General features: G+C 30.7%; 20 protein-coding genes and 1 pseudogene. All 21 read right to left on the bottom strand.

Going from position 1 to position 22,590, the window contains the following annotated elements; all coding sequences use genetic code 11:
• Positions 1-32: 32 nt before the first annotated feature.
• The gene (locus tag D3Z33_RS09570; RefSeq protein ID WP_160197544.1) at positions 33-1,193 is read right to left on the bottom strand and encodes an ABC transporter substrate-binding protein; all 1,161 of its coding nucleotides are present in this window, start codon (positions 1,191-1,193) and stop codon (positions 33-35) included.
• A gap of 536 nt (positions 1,194-1,729) precedes the next feature.
• Positions 1,730-2,338 carry a hypothetical protein gene (locus tag D3Z33_RS09565; RefSeq protein WP_160197543.1) on the bottom strand — a complete coding sequence of 203 codons (609 nt, stop codon included), beginning with the start codon at positions 2,336-2,338 and terminating at the stop codon, positions 1,730-1,732.
• A 667-nt stretch (positions 2,339-3,005) separates the two neighbouring features.
• Positions 3,006-4,172: pseudogene (locus D3Z33_RS09560) on the bottom strand (nucleotide sugar dehydrogenase).
• Between the two features lie 67 nt (positions 4,173-4,239).
• Positions 4,240-5,163, bottom strand: coding sequence for an ATP-grasp fold amidoligase family protein (locus D3Z33_RS09555; RefSeq protein WP_160197542.1), 924 nt, complete (start codon positions 5,161-5,163; stop codon positions 4,240-4,242).
• Between the two features lie 82 nt (positions 5,164-5,245).
• Complete coding sequence (locus D3Z33_RS09550; protein WP_160197541.1) at positions 5,246-6,571, bottom strand: flippase; 1,326 nt, start codon at positions 6,569-6,571, stop codon at positions 5,246-5,248.
• A gap of 30 nt (positions 6,572-6,601) precedes the next feature.
• On the bottom strand, positions 6,602-7,864 hold the full coding sequence (locus D3Z33_RS09545) for a hypothetical protein (protein WP_160197540.1): 1,263 nt from the start codon (positions 7,862-7,864) through the stop codon (positions 6,602-6,604).
• A gap of 37 nt (positions 7,865-7,901) precedes the next feature.
• Positions 7,902-9,089, bottom strand: coding sequence for a glycosyltransferase family 2 protein (locus tag D3Z33_RS09540; RefSeq protein WP_160197539.1), 1,188 nt, complete (start codon positions 9,087-9,089; stop codon positions 7,902-7,904).
• Positions 9,090-9,156: 67 nt separating this feature from the next.
• Positions 9,157-10,311 carry a glycosyltransferase gene (locus D3Z33_RS09535; protein ID WP_160197538.1) on the bottom strand — a complete coding sequence of 385 codons (1,155 nt, stop codon included), beginning with the start codon at positions 10,309-10,311 and terminating at the stop codon, positions 9,157-9,159.
• Positions 10,312-10,328: 17 nt separating this feature from the next.
• The gene (locus D3Z33_RS09530; RefSeq protein WP_207708352.1) at positions 10,329-11,477 is read right to left on the bottom strand and encodes a glycosyltransferase family 4 protein; all 1,149 of its coding nucleotides are present in this window, start codon (positions 11,475-11,477) and stop codon (positions 10,329-10,331) included.
• A 1-nt stretch (position 11,478) separates the two neighbouring features.
• Positions 11,479-12,603 carry a non-hydrolyzing UDP-N-acetylglucosamine 2-epimerase gene (wecB, locus tag D3Z33_RS09525; protein WP_160197536.1) on the bottom strand — a complete coding sequence of 375 codons (1,125 nt, stop codon included), beginning with the start codon at positions 12,601-12,603 and terminating at the stop codon, positions 11,479-11,481.
• A gap of 3 nt (positions 12,604-12,606) precedes the next feature.
• Complete coding sequence (locus D3Z33_RS09520; protein ID WP_160197535.1) at positions 12,607-13,716, bottom strand: capsular polysaccharide biosynthesis protein CapF; 1,110 nt, start codon at positions 13,714-13,716, stop codon at positions 12,607-12,609.
• Positions 13,716-14,735, bottom strand: a complete 1,020-nt coding sequence (locus tag D3Z33_RS09515) for a polysaccharide biosynthesis protein (RefSeq protein WP_160197534.1) — start codon at positions 14,733-14,735, stop codon at positions 13,716-13,718. Before D3Z33_RS09515 ends, D3Z33_RS09520 begins: the two co-directional genes overlap by 1 nt.
• A 15-nt stretch (positions 14,736-14,750) precedes the next feature.
• A complete protein-coding gene (locus tag D3Z33_RS09510; protein WP_160197533.1) occupies positions 14,751-15,965 on the bottom strand; it encodes a glycosyltransferase family 4 protein in 1,215 nt (404 codons plus the stop codon).
• Entirely contained in the window at positions 15,962-16,585 is a 624-nt protein-coding gene (locus D3Z33_RS09505; RefSeq protein ID WP_160197532.1) for an acetyltransferase, read from the bottom strand. Before D3Z33_RS09505 ends, D3Z33_RS09510 begins: the two co-directional genes overlap by 4 nt.
• Before the next feature lie 64 nt (positions 16,586-16,649).
• Complete coding sequence (locus tag D3Z33_RS09500) at positions 16,650-17,306, bottom strand: sugar transferase (protein ID WP_201750488.1); 657 nt, start codon at positions 17,304-17,306, stop codon at positions 16,650-16,652.
• Between the two features lie 17 nt (positions 17,307-17,323).
• A complete protein-coding gene (locus tag D3Z33_RS09495; RefSeq protein WP_160197531.1) occupies positions 17,324-18,439 on the bottom strand; it encodes a DegT/DnrJ/EryC1/StrS family aminotransferase in 1,116 nt (371 codons plus the stop codon).
• Between the two features lie 343 nt (positions 18,440-18,782).
• Positions 18,783-19,262, bottom strand: a complete 480-nt coding sequence (locus D3Z33_RS09490) for a 4Fe-4S binding protein (protein WP_160197530.1) — start codon at positions 19,260-19,262, stop codon at positions 18,783-18,785.
• A gap of 72 nt (positions 19,263-19,334) precedes the next feature.
• On the bottom strand, positions 19,335-20,081 hold the full coding sequence (locus D3Z33_RS09485) for a copper homeostasis protein CutC (RefSeq protein WP_160197529.1): 747 nt from the start codon (positions 20,079-20,081) through the stop codon (positions 19,335-19,337).
• A 19-nt stretch (positions 20,082-20,100) separates the two neighbouring features.
• A complete protein-coding gene (locus D3Z33_RS09480) occupies positions 20,101-20,421 on the bottom strand; it encodes a PTS lactose/cellobiose transporter subunit IIA (RefSeq protein WP_347561247.1) in 321 nt (106 codons plus the stop codon).
• 26 nt (positions 20,422-20,447) lie between these two features.
• Positions 20,448-21,407 carry a N(4)-(beta-N-acetylglucosaminyl)-L-asparaginase gene (locus D3Z33_RS09475; RefSeq protein WP_160197528.1) on the bottom strand — a complete coding sequence of 320 codons (960 nt, stop codon included), beginning with the start codon at positions 21,405-21,407 and terminating at the stop codon, positions 20,448-20,450.
• 23 nt (positions 21,408-21,430) lie between these two features.
• Positions 21,431-22,555, bottom strand: a complete 1,125-nt coding sequence (locus D3Z33_RS09470) for a Sapep family Mn(2+)-dependent dipeptidase (RefSeq protein ID WP_160197527.1) — start codon at positions 22,553-22,555, stop codon at positions 21,431-21,433.
• Positions 22,556-22,590: the final 35 nt, after the last annotated feature.

Here is a 22,590-nt window from a genome sequence, read left to right as displayed (position 1 = left end):
TTTTAATGTGATTCTTATAAAATTAAAATCAATTATTTTAATGTATTTCTTATAAAGCTAAAATCAAATATTTCATCTGAAGCTTCTTCAAATGACTTTTCAACTAGTTTATCAGTTAAACTATTAGTATTTTTTAATGTTTGATATGTTAAATCCATATTATCTATCCATACATCTGATGGATTAGTAGTATATTTTATTGTTGATAACTTAGCAGCCTCATATGATACTCCAGTAAAGTCTGAAGTTATCTTTGCAGCTTCATCTCTATTATTTTGAGCATATTCTGCTCCTGCTGTTATAAGCTCTAATAGTTTTTCTATCTCTTGAGGATTACTTTCTACTAAATCTTCTGTAGTACCCATTACACAACATGGAAAATCATGCCAATTACCTTCTGGAGGAAGATGTTTCATGTCTAATATTATCTTTCCTACATCTTCAACAGTTGCTAGTTCTGGGTAAGGTGCAGGCCCAACCCAAGCATCTACTTGATTAGATGTGGTTGCAGGTATAAAATTACTAGTACCCTTTAAATCAACTAATAAAATATCGGCATCTACATCTGATGGATCTTTAGTATAATTTACATCTTCATTTTTTAAAGCTGCTTCAAGTAGTATTAATGGTGCACTTGTAGGAGAATGATATCCTATTGACATAGGTTTTTCATTTTCTTTTGACTTAGCTAAAAACTCTTCCCAGTCATTAATTTCAGAATCTTTATTTACTACAAGACCTATTCCTTCTGTATGTACAGGAGCTAAAATTTTAACTGGATTACCTTGATCTCTTGCAGTTATAAATGCAGTATTTGATGCAAGACCAATATCTATATGATTTTGAGCTAATAATGTCATAGTTTCAGACCCACTCTTAGAAACTACTAAATCAACATTAGCTATATGTTCTTCACCTTCCATCAATTTATACTTTTCCTTTTCTATTACCTCTTCTAAATGAATTCCATTATCTGTTAATTTTTCTTGCTTACTTGCAGCTACCATTATCGGTGTTTGATGATTAGTAAATATATATCCTAATTTTAACGTAGGTACCTCACTTGAAATTTCTTTAGAATTTGTGTCTGTATTAGAATTTACCTCATCATTTTCTTCATCACTACATCCTGATACTATTATTGTTAAAAATAAAATTAACAATAATAGAACTAGCACTTTTTTCTTTTTCATAACTATCATCCTTTCAATGCTATTAATATAAGCTTTGTACAAATCTTATACTACAGTATTAATTTAGGAGTGTCTAATTATAAATCTCTATATCTTATATATGAATTATAGATAACCCTTTAATTTATATAATAATTCTAAAAATAAATATTTAAATTTAATACCCTACTATAGTAAATATATAGGATTATAAGTAATTTACAATATAAAGGTATCTTGAATCTAATCCAGATGAAAAAATAGGAGTGAGATTTTTATTTATTGATTCAGAGTATGCATAAGAAGAATTTAGTGATGTGAGAAATGAAGTTATTGCTCATTGGGATAAATTTATTTTAAAAGTTTTTATTGGTGGGGATTTAGAGTATATAAAATCAAATCCAAGATAGCATTATAAATACATGTCTTTAAATACATTATGGTATTTTTTATATTTGTATTTTTACTTATATTTTTAATTTTATTAATTGCATGTTCTATTACAAATTGATTTATTTTTTTCTATATCTAAATTAAATATAGTATTTGGTATTAAATTACCTGCTATATTTATTTATACCATCAAGTATAAGTAATCTTATAGCGTGTTTCACTGGTTCTCTATATGGTTCATCTATATAATCAATATATGAATTATCTAATATTCTCTTATACTTTAAACTAAAATCATTATAATTAAATCTATTTTTAGTTTGTCTTTCTTCTTTATTACTATTAACTATATTATTAGACTGACTGATAGACTTATTATTTATATTTTTGTTAATCTCTGTAGAAATCTCTGGTATTGGTTGAGTCTTTTTGCTATTTTCCATTATTTTTTCTAATTCAGAATAATTTATTGTATACCAAAGTGTTCTACCTATTTTTAGTTTGTTAAAATTACCTATTAATAATAGATTTTTATCTCTTACTTTTTTTAAAGTTCTCTTTACTGTTTCTATACTCCAAAAAGGAAATTCTTCTTGCCACTGAATCATTGTATTATATGTCCAGTACTTGTCCTCATAAAAATTAATATTCTTAGATTTATTTATCTCTATCCAATAATGTATTTGTTGAATTACTATAGACTCATTAAGTCCTATAATTTTTGCTAAATCTTCATCTAATACAAGTGGTTTTCGTCCAAATAATTTACTCATAAAAATACCTCCAATTTTCTTTTGATACTTATATAGAAAATTGGAGGTAAAATTACTATTAAGTTTTAATATCTCTAATACAACTTTTGCTTTAAATTCTGGTTTATATCTTTTACTATTTTTCATGTTAAAAATTGTAACATAATAATTATTCTATTGTCTAGTTTAGTTTTTAAATTTATTTTAATATATCAAAATTTATTATTAGATAATAATCTAGTTAAAAACTCTAAACTTTTCTGATATTTAGTGGTTTTAAAGGAACAAATTTAAATGATTTTGGAATAGAAATTAATACTAAATTAATTATAAAACTGTCTAATTTTCGGGGAAGACTATCACGCGATAGAAACTTATATACGAACTTATACTAAAAGTGACAATGCCCAGCACACCTGACAGCCAGAATAAATTCATTTGATCATTAGTGTAATGTAGAACTGCAGATATAATGTAAGCTGCTATACTTATTTTGGCTAACATATCATCACCTACTTTGTTCGAATCTCTAATATTCACGCTCTCCTGTAGCCACTTCTCTCTTCATGCCCATTCCTCTCCATCACCCTAATCAACTAATGTCACCTCTAAGTCCTATTCCCCTATGTGATGAATGGTATCTTGGTGACTTTGGGGCTCACTGGATAGGTGGGAAGGGGAGTGACTACTAATCTCTGCTGAATAAATCTCTTGTATAGACCTTGTCTACTACATCTTTAATCTCATCAGATAATCTATTTGCTACGATAACATCCGAGATTTTCTTAAACTCATCAAAGTCCTTAATTACTCTTGAGTTGTAGAATTCATCTTCATGAAGTGCCGGCTCAAATACTACGACCTGAATACCTTTAGCTTTAATACGTTTCATGACACCTTGAATCGCAGATTGTCTGAAATTATCAGAATTCATTTTCATTGTAAGCCTGTATATACCAACAATCTTCGGCTGTCTCTTAATGATCATGTCGGCGATATGACCTTTTCTTGTGCGGTTCGCATCAACTATTGCAGACATCAAGTTCTGAGGGACGTCCTGATAGTTAGCCAATAATTGCTTTGTATCCTTTGGTAAGCAGTAACCACCATAACCAAATGAAGGATTATTGTAGTGAGTACCTATACGTGGATCTAGCCCTACACCTCCGATGATTTGCTTAGTATCTAAACCTCTCACTTCAGCATAAAAATCAAGCTCATTGAAATATGCTACTCTAAGTGCAAGGTAAGTATTGGCGAACAAGTTAATTGCTTCTGCTTCTGTTGCATCTGTATAAAGAATTGGAATGTCTTTCTTGATAGATCCTTGGGCAAGCAGTTCAGCAAATACTTTTGCTCTTTCAGATTGCTCGCCAACTACAATTCTAGATGGATAGAGGTTATCATATAAAGCCTTTCCTTCTCTCAAAAACTCTGGTGAGAAGATAACATTCTCTGTGTCAAATGTTTCTTTAATTGACTCTGTGTATCCAACAGGTACTGTAGACTTAATAATCATTACAGCATCTGGATTTATCGATAATACATTTGCTATGACTGCCTCAACCGTTCTTGTGTTGAAGTAGTTCTTCTCTGGATCATAATTTGTTGGTGTTGAAATAATAACATAGTCAGCATCTTTATATGCCTCAAAATTATGTGTAGTCGCAGTTAAGTTGAGATCTTTTGTTGCTAGATACTCCTCAATCTACGGATCGATTATTGGAGACTTCTTGTTGTTAATCATATCAACTTTCTCTTTAATTATATCCAGCGCTGTGACCTCATTGTGCTGCGCTAAATGTATTGCATTAGACAGACCAACGTAGCCTGTTCCAGCGATAGTAATTTTCATTGATTTTTACCCCTTATATTATAATAATCTTGAAAAACAAACCATTAATTCAACAATGTTTACAATCCTAATTTAAAATTTTCTCTTTTGGTAAAGTTATCATTTCACCCAACATCTCTAAAATATCATCTTTATAATATGTTGCAAGCCCTCCTGTAGGAGTAAATGTCATTTCACCAAACAAAGTTTTTCCATTCAAGTCATAAAAATCAACTCTTACAAAAGGAAATGGTTTTGATAGTATCTTAGCATATTTAATCATATCATTTAGTGAATCTGGTTTTTTATGATGATAAGACTTGTATCCAGCTTTTAAGAAGTCTTGCTTTTCCCAATTCAAATTATAAAAAGTTTTATGCGTATATCCAGTTTCATCAATAACGCCTACATATAAGTATTTAGGTTCTCCATTAAAACAGAACAATTTATAGTCATTAGGAAGTAACCCTTCATCAGTCTCAATGTATTTTTCACAAATGATTCTTGGTTTCATTTTCGAATAATGAATTTCGCCATATAAAAGTCCAAAATCAATTTTTAACCACTTGTCTAATAATTTCAACGACTTTTCTTTGCTAAGTTTACTTTTATCGTTTGTAACAATGTAAGTGTCACAGCCATTAGTGGTTTTCATAGCGAATTTGTTTGGCAAAGAGTCCCATTTTATCTCTGATGTGTCATTGTAGACACCATAAAGATCATTAAGTATTTCCTTGCATCCACTCTCTTCAATATATTTCCTCACTTCATACTTATCTGCACACTTTGCCACTAAAGGATGTTGCCAGTATAATTTTAGCCATTGAATTTTTTCGTTAAAATTTCTTGGATTTTTTAAGTTAAGTTTTCTTCCAGTGCTTCGTTTGTATAAAAACTTACTTGCTAATACGGGAGAAAATTTGATGAAGAATTCAATTTTTTTCTTAGCAAAACTTTTATAAGTCTTGAAAATGAAATCATTTTTCTTTAATATGTTTTTAACTGTATTCATTTTGATCTCCTTTTATATTTAACATAAGTTCACTAAATTTATTATCCACAATTCATTTAGCTGATGTTATCTATAGACCTATTTATTTAATTAGGCCCTTCAATTTAAAAGCCCTTAAGATCATCAAAGAGGAAGTCCTTGTCTTTTTAAATAATGCCGGTGCTATAATCGCGACTAATATTTGAGAAATCAAAGTTGCAATCGCAGCACCATAAAAACCTATTTGCGGTATTAATATTAAGTTCATAAAAATGTTAGCGATTGCTCCTAAACTTATATAGATAACCGAGTATTTTTGTAAACCTTCACAAATTAGCCATACTCCTCTTGCTGATCCAAGTACAGCAAATGTTCCTGCCCATACACTAATGGATAATATTTTTGAAGCCTCTATAAATTCTTGACCGTAGAGTATCCCTACAATCATATCAGAAAAGAGGAAGATAATTATACCAAAGGCCAAACTAATTAAAACAATTATAGAATATAACATCTGAACTGATTTTTCATAGGTGATATTTGATAATCCTTTATTTTTCATTATTACAGGTTTAAAAGATGTAATTATAGCCATTGGGACAAAGTACCACAACTGAGCTATTTGAGTAGCAGCAGAATATACGCCGACCTCTGTTTTTGTATTCATTAATGTCCCTAACATAATTTTATCTATTTGCATGTACAAAGTTACCATTAATCCTGATAAAATAAGATACCAACTCTGTGATAAAATATATTTTGCGAAAGCAAAATCAAAATTCCAATTCAATTCAGAACTCTTATTTTTTACGTATGCAATTATTAAAGCCACTCCTACAATTATTGTATTTAAAGTATATACTAGAGAGTAATGGATTAAATCCCCACCCAATATAACTATTAAAATTTTTAAAGCCGCAATTAAAATGTAACTAGTCATTCTTATTATTGAAGATATTTTTGCTTTCTGATATGCCTGGATCCAAAATTCGATAACTTCAAATGCTTTGAAAACCATTGTTGTGGACATTACTAGAACTAATATATGTAATGTTTTATCGTTCGGTTCAATGATTCTAATTATTACCGCAGACAAAAATGTTAGTAATACTCCACCTACCACCCGCATAAGAAAACTAGTAAATAGAACAGTCCCTTCATCATAATCTTTATCAACTATTGATTTTACTGCTAATGTCTCTAATCCCAATGTTGAAAATGCAGTAAATAAAGTTACAAATGAAAGAGCATAATTATATACTCCATATTTTTCAGGGCCAAAGTATCTTGCAACCATAGCTGTTACAAATACTCCAAGCATCATTGTAAATACTTTATCTCCAATGAGCCAGCTAGAATTACCAATAATCTTTACTGCAAGCTCATTATTTAATATTTTTCTAAATTTTTTAAGAAACTCATCTTTCATTATATAAGACCTTCTTTATTAGCAACATTATTACCTCATTTTATTAGATTTTTCTTTAAATTTAAGCTGGTGATGAGATGAACTACAATCTTCATCTACATTTATTTCCTTTAATGAGATTGCAAGTAAGCTCAAGAATAATGCGAGAAGTTTCTGTTCATCAATTAAAGTATTAATAGAGAATGCGAAAAAAGCTGGCAAAACAAATATGAAGTTCTTGTTTAATAAATGTCTAAAAAAATAATATAAAGTACTTAAATAAGCAACTAGACCATAACTGTAGATCATACGAAAATGATCGCTGTGTGGCTTAAAAATAGCATTTTCAATTTTCAAAGTATATCCTTGCCCCCATAAAAAAGGAATTAAATTGTCTATTGCTTTTAGATAGATACCTATTCTTGGATTTTCCGTTGCTAGTGAAACTTCATATCTATATTTATATCTATTTAATATCTCTGTCATTTCTAACCATATGTTAGGATAAATATTCTTAATAATGATAAGTACCAATATGATTAACAGGATAAATACAAAAATATTTTTAACAGTTTTTGCTCTGAGCAATTTCTTATTAAGTATTACATGTAATATTAAACCACTTAAAAAAGCTAAGATAGCCCCATTACTTTGGAATGCTAAGAGTAAGATAATTGTGGAACAAATTACAAAAAATTTTGCAAATGGTTTTAGGTCATATTTATGGTACAAAAAAAATGTTATTATTAAGTAGAAATATGCAGCAGTATTTGGATCAACGAACATATAACTATATCTGATATAGATTAAAACATTATCCGCTGCATGAGCACTTGCAGTATAGAAATTTTTCTTTAATGAAATTATCATAGATGGATCAGCAAAAAAAATAATTGCTAAAATCAACTGATATACTATAAATGCCATTAAAATTTTTTTAATGTTTAGATCCTTTCTTTTAGTAAAATAACTAAAATAAAAGAAATAAAAGAAAGATGTTATAAGTTGGAATGCTCTCTTAAAATTTTCGAGAATTATATCAGTAGATCTTCCAATAATTATTGATGTAAAAACGCTTATCAATATAAATATTGATATAGCAATAAATATGTTGAAGTAACTATTTTTTTCAAATTTACCATGAAAAAAAAGCATTAAAATAACAACAGGTAGACTTAAAGGCATGATGAAATAAGGGAAATAAGGGAAAAAAATCAAATCTATAAGTATAAAATAAGAAATACACTTAATAATATCAATTTTAAATTTTTGTTTTTTTTCATTGACTCTGTTATCCGTAGTCGATATATACATTTTAGTCCACCCTTACGATAATTAATTTAATTAGCTACTAGTTTTTCAAATTAAATATTTTATTAATAATGGTATTTATAAAGTGTTTCACAATTCTTCTTTTTCCTGGATTGACTTTTAGAAAATAATATATAAAATTTCTATATTCGATATTCCATTTTTTATCTTCTGAGAATTTTTGCTTGTCTTTAGTATAATACAAGAATAAATCGTCACCTTTTATATCGTTTAGCACATTTAATTCGTGTGGCACCATTCTAAGTCCATACTTTCTAAGAATTTTAAAGTTAAGTGCTTTAGATGTTAATACATATTCTGCACCTTCAATATTTTTTGTTCCATACAAATCCGCCTGAATATTTTTCAAATTCTCTATAGAAATAATTTGACTTAAATTAATATTTTCATGAAATGCATCATACTTTATAACTGAAGATTCAAAATCTGCAAAGCTGAATTTCTTATCAATAGCGAAGTACATGGGTACTTGTAATAAATTATCAGATATTTTAGCATGAACACCTTTAGCTCTCATGTTTGTAGTTAATGATATATACGGATATACAAAAAACTTTTCTTTCTCAATAAGATATTTAATAAAATATTTTTTCCATGATGTACTCGGCCATTTTTTTATATTTGATGGTATCCAATTTTCTTCTAATATATTTGATTCATTATCTTTATACCACTCAAAAAAATCTCCCCATTGTTCTTTAGTCCATGCTTGACCCCAAGATGATGCTAATTGCATAAAGTATGTATCGCTTTCAGAATAAAGAGGATAAAATGGTTTTCCGCTGGTCTCATTATATTGTTGAGCATATAATGATATCCCAGCAATTGAATTCTCATCTCTATAATAATCTAAAGCTTGCTTAGAATATGAATAATAAAGTTTTGATACATACAGATCATCTTCTAGCATGATGATATCTCCGTACTTTTGAGTTAAGTTTCCAGCCTTCAAAATATGATTTCTTAACCCTAAATTCTCCTCATGCATTATGATAATTTTTTCGCCATTTGGCCACTGATAGTTTCTCGCAATATTCTTTACAGTATCATTTAATTCTCCACCTCCACCATCAATGCTAATTATTAATCTAACTTGATTCTCATAATGTGCACTTTCCAAAGATTCTAGTAATGAAATTAAGGAACTTGGTCTATTAAATGCTACTACTAAAATAGATGGTTCATTATTTTTGTTCAATTTATCCATTATTATTCTCCAATTCAATTAAATTGATATTTATGACGCATGAAAATTTATGCTCAAATAATAGAATTTACTTTGTACTGAGAAGTAATTCTAAATTTCTTAAAAACTCTTTATCCAAGTTGTTAATTATATCTTGACTGCTCATACTTTTACTTGTATCAATACTAAGAATAGCTTTAGCTATTGACTCAGGTTTATCATCTACTGAAAATGTAATGTACTTACTAATTTTGGATTTTTTTATACTAGTTATGCTTGTACTAACAACCATCAAACCGTGGCTTAAGTATGAAAGAATTTTAGAAGGAAATGCAGTGTTCATATATTCTCCTTCAAACTGAGGATTTAAACCAATATCACAACTTAACAAAAACTCCTCATAATTCTTTCCAACTAAAGTGCCGTGAAACTCACAAGACTTATATCCTTTAATAGTATTCATTCGATTGATGCTATCAATTAAATTTTGAACCTCTGATTCTTCTCCAAACCCTAAAATATGTAGTCGATAATTTTGAGGAAGATATTCCATACATGTTACAGCGTTTTTCGCTCCACCTTTTGTCGTATCAATTGATCCCGCATAAACAATATTTATTTCATTATTGGTTTTCTTCTTCGTTATTTCTGTATCGATACTTTGATATGAACCATAAACTACAACGTTATTAATATCGCTTATTTTTTCTTTTAAATAGTCTGAAGCGAAAATGAATTTGTCAAAACTTTTGATGTATTTTAATTCAGACCCATTGTCCGTATTTCCTACCCAAACATCTGAGTAAATCTCTTCAACTTCAAGTACAATATTTAGATTTTTTATTAATTTTGCAATCTTTATTGGTAGATTTAAAGCTAACGAATGGTACACGATTAGCTTCTCATTTTTTTTTGTTTTGAACAGTAAATGAACTAATAACTGAAGCGCCGAAAAATAATGCTTCATTTTTTTTGTGAATTTATTATTAGTTCCAAATGTACTAAAATTTCTAAAATTTATTTTCTCGGATACTTTATAAAGATGGCCTTTATAATAGCCACTTTTATTATTAGACCAACAAGGAGACACTATTTCAACATTGTATCCAATTCTATTGAGAGCATTACAGATATAGTTGATCTTGTTTGTAATAGCTAAGGAAGTATTTCTATTATCCTTCGCACCAAACTTATTATCATTATAAAACGCAATATATTTAATGGTTCTTTCTTCTAATGGCATGAAATCACTCCTAGACTCTATGGAAGAAATAATAAATTCGTATTTAGTAAATCTTCTTTTGAATTTGAACTATTCAATCCAAACTTAAACGATGCTCTTGAAAAGCTATCATACTCTGCTTGATTTAGGTTAACACATTCTTGAATAACTTTAATAAATTTTTCTTCATCATCCAAATCTATATCCCATCCTATGGCTTCATGTTCTAGGTTTCTCCATGGAGTTTGATCACTAGTAATTACTGGACAACCTCCAATTAATGCTTCGGAAATAACATGGCCAAAATTCTCTCCCAATGTTGGGAATAAAAAAATATGATGATTTTTGAATACGTCAATAATATCTTCGTGATTCACAATCCCCTGATAATTCACTTTAATATTTGCTGGAAGTAATGATATTTCTCGCTTACATTCATACCAATATTGATTATCTTCAATTGGACCGAATACGTTAAAAACTATATTCCCATTTACTTTACTTAACAACTGAATTGCTTGTTTTAGGTTCTTTTTAGGATGTATTCTAGATACAAAAACTACTCTCAATTCCCCAGCAGTCTTTTTTATTTTCTTTTCATATACTAAACTACTATAATTACCAGTTAAATTATTTGCCACTCTTATATTAATTTTATCTCCAAATATTTTCTGAATATGTTCTTTTTCAGATTCAGCTGTTGCATGCCACCATAACTTATCATATAACCTAAGTATTTTTGAAATCCATATAAATATTGTCTTTTTTATCCCCTTTAATCCAAGTGCACCTGGAGAAAATTGTCCTCTTGGAGCAACAATAATTTTATTAACCTGAATCTTCTTTAGCTTATTCAAAATAAGGGGTACTATAGTAAATTTATAATCAAAAAAACTATTTAAATACATTATTTGACAATCAGAACTGTTAATAATTAATTTTGTTTTTTCCCAGCTTAAGGTTGAAATATCTGTATAATAAACATTTGCTTTCTCCACTTGTACCCATTGATCGGCGTGAATTTTTCCAAACTGTTTGCTATCACCCAGATCCCTATCAGCTGCTACAATATAAAAATCAAATCTATCAGATAAATTATCTACAATATTTTTAATGGATTGTATCGGACCTCCACCTTTTACGCTGGGTAGATAGTACCTCGTCATTATTAGGACTTTTTTTTTCATCCTATTCCCCCCAAACAACCCTGTTTACATAATCAGTATAAGATAATATGATTCTCAGCACCTTATCAGACACATTTGGCATGCTATAATCAGCTACTAATCTTAATGTACCTTTTTCTTGTGTCTCCAATACTTCTAACCCTTGAAGAATTCTTTCTTTCTTAAGTCCAACCATCATAACGGATGCTTCTTCCATTGCCTCAGGTCTTTCGTGTGCCTGTCTAATGTTAAGTGCTCTAAATCCAAGAATTGATGACTCTTCACTGATAGTTCCACTATCACTTAAAACAGCTTTGGCATACTTTTGAAGCTTGACATAATCATTGAATCCAAGGGGCTTCATTGTCTTAACTAACGGATTGAACTCAATTCCTTTAGATTCAATCATTTTTCTAGTTCTAGGATGTGTACTTACAATCAATGGCATTTGATATTTTTCAGCTATCGTATTTAAGCTTTCTACTAAATCCATAAAGTTCTGCTCATAACTGATATTCTCTTCTCGGTGAGCAGATATAACAAAATACTTATCAACTTCGAGTCCTAATCTTTCAAGTACATCAGAGTTTTCAATATCGTCTTTTCTAGAATTAAGAACTTCAAACATCGGGCTACCCATTTTAACGACTCTATCTGCAGGAAGTCCTTCTTTTAAAAGGTACTCTCTTGCTATATCACTATATGTTAGGTTGACATCAGCCGTATGATCCACAATTTTTCTGTTTGTCTCCTCAGGAACTCTCTGATCAAAGCACCTATTCCCTGCTTCCATATGGAAGATAGGGATATGTCTTCTCTTTGCTGCTATTGCACATAAACAGCTATTTGTATCTCCAAGTACTAAAAATGCTTCAGGCTTTACTTCTTCAAGAATCGGATCAATCTTTACTAGAATATTCCCTATAGTTTCTACTGCTGTTCCAGTAGCAGCATTTAAAAAATAATCCGGCTTCTTTAAATTGAAGTCATTAAAAAACACTTCATTAAGTTCATAGTCATAATTTTGTCCAGTGTGAACAAGAACATGGTCAATCGCTTCAGATTTATCTAATTTATTAATAACGGCTGACAGTCTGATTATTTCTGGTCTAGTCCCAACGACCGTCATAACTTTTAATTTTTTCATCAGTTATACCTCCAAATAATAAGTATCAGGCATTTCAGGGTCAAATAGCTCATTGGCCCACATTATCGTAACCATATCTGTATCACCAAGATTTTCTATATTATGTGTGTAGCCTGTTGGTATATCAACAACTTCCATTTTTTCACCACTTACGAAATACTCTATCACTTCATCTGAATCTATTTTTCTAAACCTGATAACACCCGTACCACTTACAACTAAGAACTTCTCATTCTTCGTGTGATGCCAGTGATTACCTTTCGTAATTCCAGGTTTTGAGACATTAACTGAAACCTGGCCGCGATCAGGCGTTTTTATAAATTCAGTAAATGAGCCTCTCTGATCCACATTCATCTTTAAGTCATAACTAAACTGGTCTTCTGGCAAGTAGCTTAGATATGTACTGTAGAGCTTCTTTGTAAATGCATCCCACATATTCGGCACTGACCTATCTTCTCGACTCTTCTTGAATGTATCAATCAAATCTACTATTTCACCAAGTGTTATAGTATGTACTACAGGAACTTCACAAAATGAACCTATTTTGTTTTCTTTTCCCTCTAGCGAATTAATCAGCTCATTAACGACATCATCTATATAAACAAGATTCATTACTACGCTTGGATCATTCACTTGAATAGGCAAATCATGAGCAACATTATGACAGAAAGTAGCTACTGCACTGTTATAATTAGGCCTACACCATTTACCAAACACATTTGGAAATCTGTAAACAAGAACGTTGGCTCCTATTTCTTCTCCATAAGAAAACAGAAGATCTTCTCCTGCCTTCTTACTTTCACCATAAGGATTGTCTAGCTCAGCTTGAATGGAAGATGAAATCATCACCGGGCAGGTGTTATTATGTTTCTTGAGCGAATTTAATAGATCTGAGGTAAACCCAAAGTTACCCTCCATAAATTCAGATTGTTCTTTTGGTCGATTTACTCCTGCAAGATGAAATACAAAGTCAGATTCTTTACAGAACCCATCAAGTAAAGAAGAATCTGTATCTCTGTCATACTCTAAAATATCATCGTACTTTCTATTTCTCAGTTCCGCTATTAAGTTTTTTCCTATGAAGCCCTTTGCCCCAGTGACTAAAATCTTCATTATCTATCCCAACTTTCCAATTGTTCTCTTACATAATCAAGCTGAAGTAGCTTTTCTTTAATCTGTTCTATGTTAAGCCTTTCTGTATTATGAGAGTTATACTCATCTTCTGATGAAAGCTTTTGATCTCCTTCAACAAAGTACTTATCGTAGTTTAAATCTCTCTTATCAGCAGGCACTCTATAGAATCCACCCATATCTTTTGCTACAACATGCTCTTCTTTTGTTAGGAGTGTCTCATAGAGTTTTTCTCCATGACGAGTACCTATTACTTTGATTTCGTTATCTGCTTTAAAAAGTTCTTTAACTGCTTGAGCTAAGTCTCCAATGGTTGATGCAGGAGATTTCTGAACCATAATATCGCCAGCTTCAGCATTCTGAAATGCAAACACAACAAGCTCAACTGCTTCTTCAAGACTCATTAGAAATCTTGTCATATTGGGATCAGTTACTGTCAGTGGTTGTCCATTCTTAATCTGATCTATAAACAATGGAATTACTGAGCCTCTTGAAGCCATAACATTACCATATCTTGTACCACAAATAAGTGTTCTATCAGAATCAACAATCTTTGCTTTAGCTACAAACACCTTCTCCATCATTGCTTTTGAAATTCCCATTGCGTTAATCGGATAGGCTGCCTTATCTGTAGAAAGACATATAACCTTTTTAACTCCCATTTCAATAGCACCAGATAGTACATTGTCAGTTCCTATCACATTAGTTTTTACCGCCTCAAGTGGAAAGAACTCACAAGAAGGCACCTGCTTAAGAGCAGCTGCATGGAAAATATAATCTACTCCATGCATAGCATTTTTAATGCTTGAAAGATCTCTAACATCTCCTATATAAAATTTCAATTTGTCATTTTTATAAAGTTTTCTCATGTCATCTTGCTTTTTTTCATCACGTGAAAAAATTCGGACTTCTTTGATATCTGTATCAAGGAATCTTTTCATTACAGCATTCCCAAAAGATCCTGTTCCACCTGTTATTAGTAAAGTCTTTCCTTTAAACATTTGATTACCTCTCTTCTAATTTTTAAAATGTTTTATGATTATTTCATATGAGTGCTTTGCTGAGTAATGTTTTTCCAAATATTCTCTTGCATTTCTACCTAAACCGACTCTTAAATCTTTATCACATAGTTTATTAACTAGTTGATTAAATTTATCAACATCAACACTTTCACACCAATATCCAAAACTGCCACTCTCTATCAATTTTCCAATATCCGTATTTGTATCAGTCGCTGCTAAAACGGGCATGGATGCCTGCATATATGAAAGAAGCCTAGACGGAAAGTTTGGTATTGTAAATCTTCTATCTAGAAATATCAGACCTACGTCACATGAATTAACTAATACTCCATAATCTATTTTGGGCAATTGACTGAGTAGCTTAGCATTCTTAGGTTTCTCTCTTTCAAAGAAGTTCTCTAACTTTACAAACTCGGTTCCCCAACCAACAATGAAAAAGTATGAATTCTCATTATCTTCATTAGCTCTTATACAATCAATCAAGAAATCTATCCCTTGTGGCTTCCCTAAGTTTCCACCATAAATAAAAATAGTCTTATTAACAGGTATATTGTACTTCTCTCTAATTTGCTTTTTTTCTTGTTCTGAAATATCCACTTTTATTGGTTCAATACTATTTGGGCATACTTCTACAGTTTCATTAGATATAGATGGATTATGTTTTAATAGGAACTCAACATTTGCATTCGACATACATCCTATATAATCAGAAATTTTGTATAATCTCTCTTCTTTATTCCTAAAAGACTTATATATTAAGCTCTCAATACCTGAAGTCTTAAGCATACCCAAATCCACTGCATTCTGTGGAAATATATCTTTCAGAAGTAAATACGTCTTAGCTTGGTCTCTATATTTTATAAATTCAACTGCCTTTTGTAGTGTAATAGGTGGTGTTGAGTATAAAACTAAATCAAACTTCACATCATCAAAGTACTTTTTAATTCCATTCTTAAACTTTGATTCAATCGTTAAAGTCGAGATTCCCTTTTCAATTAAATTTGTTTTTTGTGTATTTCCAATTTGAAGTTTTAAAATTTTCACTTTGCCATTATCAATTAATCTCGTTGGCTCATTCCTTCTTTTTTCTGTTGGAGAAATAATATATAAATCGTGACCATCTTTGACAAATTCACGCATTAAATCTGTATAAATACCATTTTCGTCAACTGAAGAAAAATCCAATAATGTTAGAAATAATACCTTCATCTATCAACTCTCCTCACCGGAACCCCTACATATGTCCCAGGTTCAGTAATATCCTTAACTACCACAGCCCCTGCACCTACTTTGCAACCACTACAGATCTTTACGTTATTGCTTAAAATACTTCCTATCCCTAACCATGTACCTTTGCCTATGCTTAAACTTCCCGCAGTCCTAACTCCAGGGGATATGTGCACATAATCTTCAATTGCATTGTCATGGTCCAAACTGGCACTTGTATTGACGATACAACCCTTACCAATTTTAGTAGAATTATTGATCACAGTTCCCCCCATAATAGCAGTTCCAATATCAATTTCTACATCAGTACCGATGACAGCTTCAGGATGAATTAAACTAACTACATTTAATCCTCTCTCAATAAATTTCTCTTGAATATTCTCTCTTATCTCATTATTACCTATAGCAACAAAAAAATCAGCTTCATACTTATAGGTAAAAGCATCCTCAGTCTTGCCAATGATTTCCAATCCCAAAGATGTTTTAATAGACTCGTCATCATCGAGGAATACGATACTTTGCCATTTATTCATTTTTATTGCGATGTCAGCGACAACCTTACCATGTCCACTGGCACCAATAATAATCAATTTGTCTTTCATGAACAGTACATTCCTCTCTGAAGTAATAAATTTATAATTGCAGTAAGTCTAATATCTCAATATTTTAACTGTCTACCTTACTTCCTCTAAACGGCTCCATCGTAACCGATGTATCTGAACTGATACCTTCCTTAACAAATACTTTTTTTATAGTAAGAAATATAATTTTCCAATCGCCTTTAAAACTCACGCTGTCAACATACTCAACATCAAGATTAAACTTATCTTCCCAGCTAATGGCATTACGTCCATTGACTTGAGCATGTCCTGAAAGACCAGGTCTCACTTCATGTCTTATCTTCTGATAATCATTGTAGAGTTCCAAGTATTGAATGAGTAAAGGCCTTGGTCCTACTATACTCATATCCCCTTTAAGAATATTGAACAACTCCGGAAGTTCATCTAAAGAAGTAGACCTTAACATCCTACCAAACTTTGTTAATCTAACACTATCTGGAAGCAGCTCACCATTCTCATCCTTCTCATCCGTCATTGTTCTAAACTTATACATAGTAAAGATCTTCTCATTAAGTCCAGGTCTTTTCTGCTTAAACAGCACAGGACTACCGAGCTTAAGCCTAACAAGAATTGCAACAATTATAAGAACAGGACTTAAAAAGATAATTGCCATCAAAGACAATATCAAGTCCATTGGTCTTTTGACTAGTCTTCTGTATATACCTTTATTCACTTTCGCTTCTTCCTTCACTTCACTCTGCATTTATCAGCACCTACTTCTTATTTAGACCACAGTCCCTTTATAATTGAACATATTCTCTCAAGATCATCATCCATCATCTTCGTATCAGATGGCAAGCACACACCATTTTCAAATAACTTCTCACTCACATCCCCACCAACATAATCATACTCAGCGAAGAATGGCTGCATATGCATTGGCTTCCATACGGGTCTTGATTCAATGTTCTCTTTCTCCAATGCTTCCATAACATCAAGAGGTCTTACTGAACCTTTTAATGTGATCACACTCAACCAGTAGTTCGGTTCATTCCAGTCGTTGATCGGCATAAATTCTATACCATCTAATGAACTTAACTCCCTCTTATAAAACTCAAATATATATTTTTTCTTAGCTACTCTTCTGTCTAATACCTTAAGCTGCCCTCTTCCAATCCCAGCAACCACATTACTCATACGGTAATTGAACCCTAACTCGCTATGCTGGTAATGCCTTGCTGCATCTCTAGACTGAGTAGACCAGAATCTAACTTTCTTAATTTTCTGTTCATCATTGGAAACAAGCATGCCTCCACCTGATGTGGTGATAATCTTATTTCCATTAAAAGAGAACACTCCAAACTCACCAAATGTTCCAGTATGTCTTCCTTTATAATATGTACCTAAAGATTCTGCTGCATCTTCTATTACTACTACATTATGTTTATTGCAGATTTCCATTATCTTATCCATATCAGATGATAACCCATATAGATGAACTATTATAACTGATTTAACTTCTGGATATTTTTCAAATGCTTGTTCCAAAGCTTTTGGATCCATATTCCAAGTTTCATAATTACTATCTATAAATACCGGTTTTGCATTTTGATATATTATAGGATTAGCTGTTGCTGAAAATGTAAGGGTAGGACAAAATACAATATCACCTTCTTCTACTCCAGCTGATTTAAGTGCTAAATGTATAGCAGATGTGCCAGATACTAATGCTGCTGCATGTTTTGCTCCAACTTTACCTGCTAATTCCTTTTCAAATTCATTTACATTTGTTCCAAGTGGTGCTATCCAATTTGTATCAAATGCTTCTTTTATGTATTCTTTTTCATATCCTTCATCACTCATATGTGGTGATGAAAGCCAAATTTTTTCTTTCATATGTAAGTCGCCCTTTCATAATGAAGTTGACTTTGTATATTTTTTGTTTATCCCAATACCTCAAAAGGTATATCTATAATTTAACTAACTTTTTCCATTTCTAAAGTCAAAAAAAATAATGCTAATCATTTCTCTTAACATTATTTTTAAAGCTATTTTATCTAAACAAGTCTAAATAGCTCGAATCTCTAATGCTTAGTTTATAGTATAAACTACATAAGGTCAAGTCTAACATAGGGCTATATGCCTATTTTCGTACTACAATTTATTTTGTTTTTCGACATTATGTGACAAAATAAAAAACTACTTAGTTTTATTTTACTAAGTAGCCCAATAATTTTTATTAAATCGCTTTTCTATTATCTTTTACTTTCTTTATTAATCCTGTACTATATCCCATAGGACATACTTGACACCAACTACGAGGTTTGAATATTATTCCCATCATAATTCCTACTATAAATGATACTCCCATAAATCTAAATAAGCTAAATGCTATTTTGTTGAAATCTCCTCCTGAATGTATTAGTGATATAGAAAGTAATGTAATCATTATTCCAAGTAATATATTTTTAGCTTTTTTTGTTTTCATCCATTTAGGCATATTGTTACCTAAGTTTATTTTTTGTAGGAATTTACCTAAAAATGATCCTCTAGGACAATAATGTGAACAATGTACTTTTCCCCTACCTCTTAGTGCATGATATATTGGTGCAGTCATGCATATAAATCCAAATATACCAAATCTAAAATCTATTATGGACAACACAAAAAAGCTCACTATTATTATCCATGACCATTTCATATGAGATTTTCTTTTCATTTTTATTCCTCCATATCTTAATATCGTTATATTCGTATATTACAATATATGAATATGGAAGTCAAGTGTTACTTATTCTTTAACAATATTTATAAGTTCTTTTACCTTTTCATAGCTTACTACATTATATTCATTTTCATGAGGACTATTAGCATATGCATATGATACATCATTACCTATGGTTGTAGGGTCTATCTCCCATGTTTTGCAAGAACTATGATATTGACTTATTCCTGTTCCATCCATTATATACTTTGCATTTGATTCATTTACTCCACTACCTGCAAGTATTTCTATTTTTTGTCCATATTTTTTTTGCAAATCTTTTAATAGTTCTACTCCTTCTACTGCTTTAGATGCAAGTCCAGATGTAAGTATTCTATCTACTCCTAAATCTATTAATATTTCTATTGATTTATATGGATCAACTACACAATCAAATGCTCTATGAAATACTACTTGTTTATCATTCTTCTTTAATATTTCTATTATTTTTTTGTTTTTTTCTATATCTATTTCTTTATTTTTTGTTAAGCAGCCAAATGCTACTCCTGCTATATTATATTTCATCATTTCTTCTATATCTGCTACCATAGTGTCATATTGATAATCATTATAGCAGAAACCTGCTCCTCTTGGTCTTGCCATGACTATAGTAGAGATTACACATCTTTCTGATACTAATTTTATTGTACCCATTGAAGGTGTAAGCCCTCCTAGATGCATACTATTGTTAAGTTCTACTCTATCTGCTCCTGCTTTTTCAGCTATTATTACATCCTCTAAGCTATCACAACATACTTCAATTTTCTTTTTCATTATCTTCTCCTAACATATATTATTTTGAATATTTTTTATGAGTTAGTAACATTTCTTGTGTTACATCTCTTAATAGTTCTGTTGTCATCATTTGATCTTCTGCATGCATTAATAATAGGGTGATTTTAAAATCGTCCCCTTGTGTTTCTTTTTGTAATATGTCCATATGGATTTCATGTGCTTTTCCTAAACTATCTTCTGCATTTTTTATTAATTCTTCTGCTTCACTAAATTTTTCTTCCCTTGATGCTTTTAGTGCTTGATGTAAATATGATTTTGCATCTCCCACATTGCTTATTATTTGAAAATTTAATAATTCCATTCCTTCCACAATATTCACCGTCTTTCTATATATTTTATCCTATTTTACTTTAATTTTAAAGGTGCTGTTCTTTTGTTCATATAATTTTCTAACCATTCTTCTGTTGCAACTCTATAAGTTGTTTTACCATTTTTATTTTTACATACATATACTATTGGTTCTATTTTGTCTGTTGCTATTACAAAGGAAAAGTTTTCTATATTTGTAGCTACTCCAAATTCTCCCTTGTTATTTATACATACTACAGATATATCTCCTGCTTTTTTTCTTCTCTTTATTAATAAATCATTTAATTCCGATACTGCTTTATCTGCTGCTTGTTGTGGAGTATATCCTTCTTTCATTAATCTTACTATTTCATAAGATGAGCAGCCTTTCATTATATCTTCTCCAAGGCCTGTAGCTGTTGCTCCTCCTATTTCACTATCTACATAAAATCCTGAACCTGATACAGCTGAATCTCCTGTTCTACCTCTTTTTTTCATAAACAATCCTGATGTAGATGTTCCACTAGCCATTGAATCACTATTATCAAGTGCTACCATTCCTACAGTATCATGCCCATCATATGGACTTAGTCCCTTTTCCACTGTTTCTTTTAATCTGTTTTTATAGTGAATTATTGCTCTATCTGTAAGCATATTTTTTCTTTCGAATCCATTTTTATGTGCATATTCTTCTGCTCCAGCTCCTACTAGAAAACAATTAAATTTTTGTTCACTTAATTTTCTTGCTATGGATATAGGGTTTTTAAAGTCTTTTATCCCTGCAACTGCTCCTATAGATAGACTATCTCCGTCCATAAATGCTGCATCTAATTCTACTTCTCCATTTTCATTTGGAAGTCCACCATATCCTACTGATTTATAGTATGGAAAATCTTCCACCATCTTCACTGCCTTCTCTATGGCATCTGCTGAAGAGCCATTATCTTTTAATAATTTTACTCCTTCTTCTATTCCTTCTAATGCCATTCTCCATGTAGCTATAATCGCATAACTCATATATCTTTACCTCTTTTCTATCTTTATTTTGCTAAATTATATATTGCATTTGCAAATATCTTTGCATTTAATACTATATCTTCTATATCCATATATTCATTTGGATTATGTGCTATACCTTTTTGTCCTGGAAATGATGGGCCAAAGGGTACTATATTTGGCATTACTTTGGCATATGTTCCTCCTGTTGTAGTTACAGGTGTACCATCTAGTCCTGTAATATCTTCATATGCTTTTTGTAAGCTCTTTACTAAGAATGATTCTTTTTTAAATTTTACTGGATTATAATTTAATAATAATATTAATTTTATATTCTCAGTTAATTTTAATTTTATTTTTTCTAATATTCTATCTATATTAACAGTAGCTGGATAGCTTAAACTCATATGAAATGTCAAATGGGAGCCTTTTATTCCAGCTTTGAAATTTTTCATCTCCATTGTACCAAATTCTTCATCACTATAATCTATACCAAGTCTTTCTCCATTACCTTTACTTGAAAGTATATATTCATTTATAAAGTTAAAAAATTCTTTTGTTTTTTCTTCATAATTTTCATCACTATACTTAATAGTAAATAATATATTTGCTCTACCTCTTTCCCCATATACTACTGGATATTTACAATCAGGTGTAAAACCCATTATAGGAGGTTTTTCATATTTTAAATAATATGGAATATCACTAAAACCACTTTCTTCATCTGTTCCAAATATTATTCTTATTTTTTTATTTATATTTAAATTTGATTGTTTTATTGCATATAGTGCAAAAAGGGCTGACATTATTGGTCCTTTGTTATCCAGTACTCCTCTACCATATATCTTTTCATTTCTTATTTCAGCATTAAATGGTGGTGATTTCCAACCTTCTCCTACATCTACTACATCTAAATGACCTAATACTCCTATATAGTCTTCACCTTCACCATATTCTGCATATCCTATATAATTATCTATATTTTTAGTTTTAAATCCTAAATCCTTTGCTATATCAAGTGTTTTTGAGAGTGCTTTTTTAGGATTTTCTCCAAATGGTGCGTCTTCTTTTGCCTCACCTTTCACACTTGGTATATTTACTACTTCTATTATTGATTGTAATAATCCTTGTTTATATTTATCAATATTATGGTTTAAAATCTTCTCCATTAAATCACCTCCATTATAGCTAAAGTAAGTATATA

Source organism: Senegalia massiliensis (genome assembly GCF_009911265.1).
In the GTDB taxonomy this organism is placed as follows: domain Bacteria; phylum Bacillota; class Clostridia; order Tissierellales; family SIT17; genus Anaeromonas; species Anaeromonas massiliensis_A.
This window is presented reverse-complemented; position numbering and strand designations above follow the sequence as displayed.